This is a genomic window from Arthrobacter sp. 05T47, assembly GCF_056395825.1.
Genome location: NZ_JBFTKG010000075.1, coordinates 1 through 5167, shown reverse-complemented (window position 1 = coordinate 5167; position 5167 = coordinate 1). Strand labels below are relative to the sequence as shown.

Here is a 5167-nt window from a genome sequence, read left to right as displayed (position 1 = left end):
GGCGTGCGCAACCTCTTCGACCGCTGGTCGGAAGACGACCCGCTGAAGCGCCGCATGGAAGTCTCGCTGATCGCGAGGTTCTAGCGGGCTGTCGGCGCAACTTAACGCCGACCGCGTAAGGCGTTGATTTCATCGGAGTGGGTCGTTTGCCCCCAGTTCGGCGAAACAGCCTAACGCTGACCCTCTGAGTGGCTCACCAACTTAAGATCGGCCCTGGGTCGCAATGAACAGGCTCCGGTACCAATTCGACTTACCGCTACTTTGCCTAGTGGCTATTTGCGGAACACCGGAAGCGGACGGCCTGTCCAGAACACAAGCGCCTGACTTGCGGCAGCCCCGGCAGCAAGGCCGGCGGCGAATTTACCGACCCCCATCATCGAGACGAAAGCCGCAAGATAGATGCCGGTGGGAGAAAAAATCTCGCCAAGTGTCGCAGTGGTGAGCGCTTCTGCATAGGGCGGGAGCACCTTATTGAAGCCGCTTCCGAGCCATGCACCTACGATAGCTAAGTACATGGCGAACGCCACGAAGAAAACGGCTCCCCCTGGACGCTTAGTCACAAGGCGACGCGCGAAGGATTCCTTCCGATAAAGGCGGTGTTTTTGCAAAGAATGATCTCCCCAAGCTATAAGTTTTACCTGGTAAACCTTCTACGTTTTCGCAAGGAGCGTTCGGCGCAAAATCATCACTCGTGTCCGCGGCTATCTGCCGGGACAGGTTGCACAGGGTGGTCGACGATGAACCGCGCGCGGTTGAGCAGTTCGTCGAACGTCAGGATTTCCGGGGATCGCATCTCCCGTCGAAACATTTCGAAGGACCGGAATTTAGCCTGGTTGATGCCGTGCTCGGTCTGGAACTCACTGAGCTGGCCAATGACCAAGAACGACTTGGGGTGAACGTTGAACAGCAGTTCCCCGGTAGGGTCGCCGTCTGTGTCGCTGACCGTTATTGCCCTAGAGAGACGATCGAGAGTGTCGGCTACAGTGGTCTGAACTTGCGCGACGCCGCCGCTCAGTTCCCTGGAAACCGCCCAGGCTCCCGAGCGGTAGGGCTTTGTCTCATCGAGCAGGTCAGCATCGTGTCGCTTGATCTCGACGAAGCAAAGGGAGCTGATGATGCCGCGTGTTTTCATCAGCGCGTCGATACGTTTTCCTGAGCCTGACAAGTCCGCGCCGCGAACGGTCTGCTCCAATCGCCTTTCGTCGAGGCCGGATAGGAACTGGTAGGTTAGCCCGTAGCCGAATATCCACGTGTTCTCTTCGAAGAACGCCTGCCATGTGGCTTCCGGCGTTTTGCCGTATTGGGCTTGTTCGGCCGCGAACGCTTGTGGATCGTTTAGCATCCGCTCGAACCGGTCGAGCTGGCGGCGTCGGTATCCGATGGCCACTAAGTCTCGTTGGAGATCCTCACGTTCGGCTAGCGCGACGAACAGGTCTTGGTTCGTGCTGAAAATTTGATGAGCTTGAGCGGCATCCAGAACGACGGTTCGCACCGCGTCGCGAGATAACTTCCCCTTGCCATCTCCTCCGAAGTCGATCGTTTTCACGCCCGCCATAAACTCCAGAAGCGCATCTATTTCGCGGTTCTGGAAACTGAAGTGGACTTTGTCATGCGGGCCGGAGGCGGGAGTGAACTTCTGAATTGTGAGCGTCTGGACGTTGCGATCATCCTCCAAGATCGTCGCCTTGATTTCCACGCGACCTCCCGGGGTGGCGCGAAGCAGGATCTCGTTCCGCACCTTGGCGAAGCGTAGTGCGCCAGCAGTCTCGACGACGCTTGAGAGGATGCGCAGCGGCTCGCCGATAGTCGGTGCAATTCGCCTCGAAAAATACGTCGTGTTTGGTTGCTTGTTGAAATGGAAGTTGCGTTCGCTGTCGTCCATTGGTCCCACCCCCATCAGCAGCGGTCGAAGCTAGACGGCTGACGCTGTTCGATTCAAGGAGTGGCATAGGTTTGTAGATACAGGTTCGCTTTCAGCCATCGGGTTCCGGGTAGCTTCAGGTGGATCGGCCGAACGGAAACTTCGAAGCGAAGTGTTCCTCAACCGCCGCTCGCGACCAGAAAGGCCCGAGCGTTCTTCCGATGCCATGTTCTTTCGCGAGCGCCTCGCGTAACGCTGGCGAGACGCGCCAGCGCCAACTGATCTCGCGCGAGCTGATAATGCTTTGCCCCAGCACGGCCACCTCCTGGGGCGTCAGGCCTTTGGAGAGATGCTTTTCGGCCAGGAGCCAGGACAAGTCCCGAGGAAAGCAGTTGAGATAGCTCTCGACCTCGATCCTGGTCATTGGCGACCCGGACAGCTCCTCTGACGTAAGGTCCGGGACCTCCAACAGCTCTGGGAGGCGTCGCCCAAGGATCTCCCAGGCCAACGCCTGTGGAATCTGGAGCTTCCCGATGTGGAGGCCAGACGAAATCTCTTCGTCGCAATAGAGAGGGATTTGCCGATCCAAGGCGGCTCGCAGCATTGTCCCCCAAGGCTTTTCTTGGCCGCCAACGCCATGGAAGATGTCTTCGATCGGCCAGACCGGCACTTCCGGAGTCGGAACGCGGCGTATCGCTAAAAGTCGGCCGACCACCTCTTCCGCAGCGCTTCGATCAAGCTGGGTGGTGGGATGCAGCGCCTTCACCATTGGATCCTGGTTTCGAGGCAAGACGCCCAGGCTGACCAACTGGGCAACTCCGCGGACGGGCAATCCGAAAGCGCGGGAAAACTCCTGCAATGACATTCGGCTCTCCAGCCGGCGCGCGCAGCTGCTCACCTCACTTGGATCGAGCCACTGACATTTGCGCACGACGCCCCGGCCTTTCGGTGCCCCCATAAGCCCCTCGTCGATCAGCTTGCGCAGATCCCGGTTCTCCAGCCGCAGTTGCTGTGCCGCCTGGCGAAGCGTGAGCTGTCCGCCGCCTTCTCGTTTCTGGCGAAGCCGCGTTGGCCCGTGCGGACACGGTTCCGAATCGGAAAAAAGCCGCTGATAGATCCCAACCGAGTTGCCGCCGTAAGCCCGGACAGTTTGGAAAAACTTCGGCAGCGCCTCGTTTGCCGCGCCCATCAGGTCGTCAAACGACTCCGGGTATCGACAGATGATGTCCATGCCGGCCGCCATGTAGGCGGTCTTCTTGCTAGGCGAGCACACCCTCAATTTCAGCCGGCTTCGCATCAAGGCAATTGCTCTGGCGAAGACCATCGCCAACTCGAAGACCTCGAGCGGCGAGCAGTTCGCCAGATGAGGCGGGAGCGTCAGGCGTGGGGAAAGCCGCAATGCAGGGTCCCGATTGACCAACCCCGCCATCAAGGCCAGCGGGGCCCGTTGCCTCTTTGGGACCGAAGTTGCTGCGGCGGTCCGAAGGTCGAAACCACAATGATCGCACTGCTCGATCGCCAGCACCTTTTCCCATCCCAATCGCCGCTGACAGGCAGGGCAATGGTCCATGAGAACCTCCCAGCTTTCCGGGCAGAAGGGCAACTGGAGCATCCAACTCGCCCGGTGATATGGCGCCGCGCGTAACGCCGCCGGCGAAACCCGCCGAGCAACCATGCTGACAAGCTCTCGATATCGGGCGAGCTCCGGATCGTGTCGACCGGTCAGCCGGCCCAGCTGCTCTTCGTCCAGCCGGAGACGCCAAGCCAGTGGCCCCCGATCCTCCAGAGCCGCTTGTAGGCCTCCCCCCAACAAGTGGGGGAAGGCCATGCTCAGCAGGAACTGCTTGCGGCTGTCGAAGTGGTTCCAGGCCGCCAGTCGTGCGGTAAAGCCGTGGAAGCTCTCGTTGTCGAAGGGCGTCAGGCCAAATAGCAGCCGATTTTCCCTGGCGACGACATGCTCGACGACCTCCCTCATGCGACATCTTCCTGGGACAGGACGTCCATGGGATCGCGGAGAAAGGGGTTTGTTGCGGTTATGCCATTGGGAATGGCCCACCGATCAACCGCGAGCGCGAGATCGTACTTCTCGATGTGTTTCGGCGTCCAAAAATGACCCCCTGTCCTTGAGGCTTTGATGGCCAGATCGGCGGCTTGTGTAGCCGCGGATCGAGACGGGGATGTTGGTAGTGGAGACGGTGGCGAAGATCCGGCGCGAGCACTTCGCGCGGGGCAAGGGCGTCAAGACGATCGCGCGGGAGATGGGCCTGGCGCGCAACACGGTGCGCAAGATCCTGCGGTCGGGTGATACGGCGCCGGAGTACGAGCGGCGCGAGCAGCCGCACCCGAAGCTAGGTCCGTTCATCGAGCGGCTGGAGGCGCTGCTGGAGGCCAATGCGTCAGGGGCGCGCAAGGATCGGCTGACGCTGATGCGGATCACCGATCTGCTCAGCCGGGAGGGCTATGACGGCGGTTACGACGCGGTGCGGCGCTATGCAGGACGCTGGTCGGTCCAACGCCGGGGCGTGAGCTCTCCGGTTGAGGCCTTCGTGCCGTTGAGCTTTGCGCCGGGCGACGCCTACCAGTTCGACTGGAGCCACGAGCAGGTCGAGATCGGCGGCACGCCGCTGACGGTGAAGGTGGCGCACGTGCGGCTCTGCCATAGCCGCCGGTTCTACATCCGAGCCTATCCGCGCGAGACCCAGGAGATGGTGTTCGATGCTCACGCCCGGGCCTTCCAGGCGTTCGGGGGCGTCACGCGGCGAGGCATCTRCGACAACATGAAGACCGCCGTTGAGGCGGTGTTCACCGGCAAGACCCGCCGCTTCAACCGGCGCTTCGAGCAGATGTGCTCGCACTACCTGATCGAGCCGGTGGCCTGCACGCCGGCCTCGGGCTGGGAGAAGGGCCAGGTKGAGAACCAGGTCGGCTACGCCCGTGACAACATCTTCAAGCCGCGCCTGCGCTTCCATAGCCTGGAGGAGCTCAACGGCTGGCTGGAGGSCGAGTGCGTGCGCCGGGCGCGCAATGATCGCCATCCCGAGCACCGAGACCGCGTYGTCTGGGACGTCTACGAGGCTGARCGGCCGTTCCTGGCGCCCTTCGCMGGYCCYTTYGACGGCTTCCACCAGATCGAGGYCGTCGCCCAGGCCACCTGCCTGATCACCTTCGACCGCAACCGCTACTCGGTGCAGGCCAAGGCCGCGCGTCGGGTCGTCCAGATCCGCGCCTACGCCGACCGGATCATGGTGCTGTGCGACGGCGAGGTGGTGGCCGATCACCCGCGCGGCTTTGGCCGTGACCACACTG

Annotated in this window: 4 protein-coding genes; 1 reads left to right on the top strand and 3 read right to left on the bottom strand. The window is 61.5% G+C overall.

Going from position 1 to position 5167, the window contains the following annotated elements; translation table 11 throughout:
• Positions 1–272 precede the first annotated feature (272 nt).
• The 3 genes from AC1DEY_RS22555 to AC1DEY_RS22545 all read right to left on the bottom strand — a co-directional run bounded on the left by AC1DEY_RS22555 (position 273) and on the right by AC1DEY_RS22545 (position 3836).
• A complete protein-coding gene (locus AC1DEY_RS22555; protein ID WP_476869939.1) occupies positions 273–527 on the bottom strand; it encodes a hypothetical protein in 255 nt (84 codons plus the stop codon).
• 158 nt (positions 528–685) lie between these two features.
• On the bottom strand, positions 686–1882 hold the full coding sequence (locus tag AC1DEY_RS22550; RefSeq protein WP_476869938.1) for a Shedu immune nuclease family protein: 1197 nt from the start codon (positions 1880–1882) through the stop codon (positions 686–688).
• Positions 1883–1997: 115 nt separating this feature from the next.
• Complete coding sequence (locus AC1DEY_RS22545) at positions 1998–3836, bottom strand: hypothetical protein (protein ID WP_476869937.1); 1839 nt, start codon at positions 3834–3836, stop codon at positions 1998–2000.
• A gap of 202 nt (positions 3837–4038) precedes the next feature.
• Between AC1DEY_RS22545 and istA the strand changes: the two genes are divergently transcribed.
• A partial coding sequence (gene istA, locus AC1DEY_RS22540) for an IS21 family transposase (RefSeq protein ID WP_476869936.1) occupies positions 4039–5167 on the top strand: 1129 nt, incomplete at its 3' end.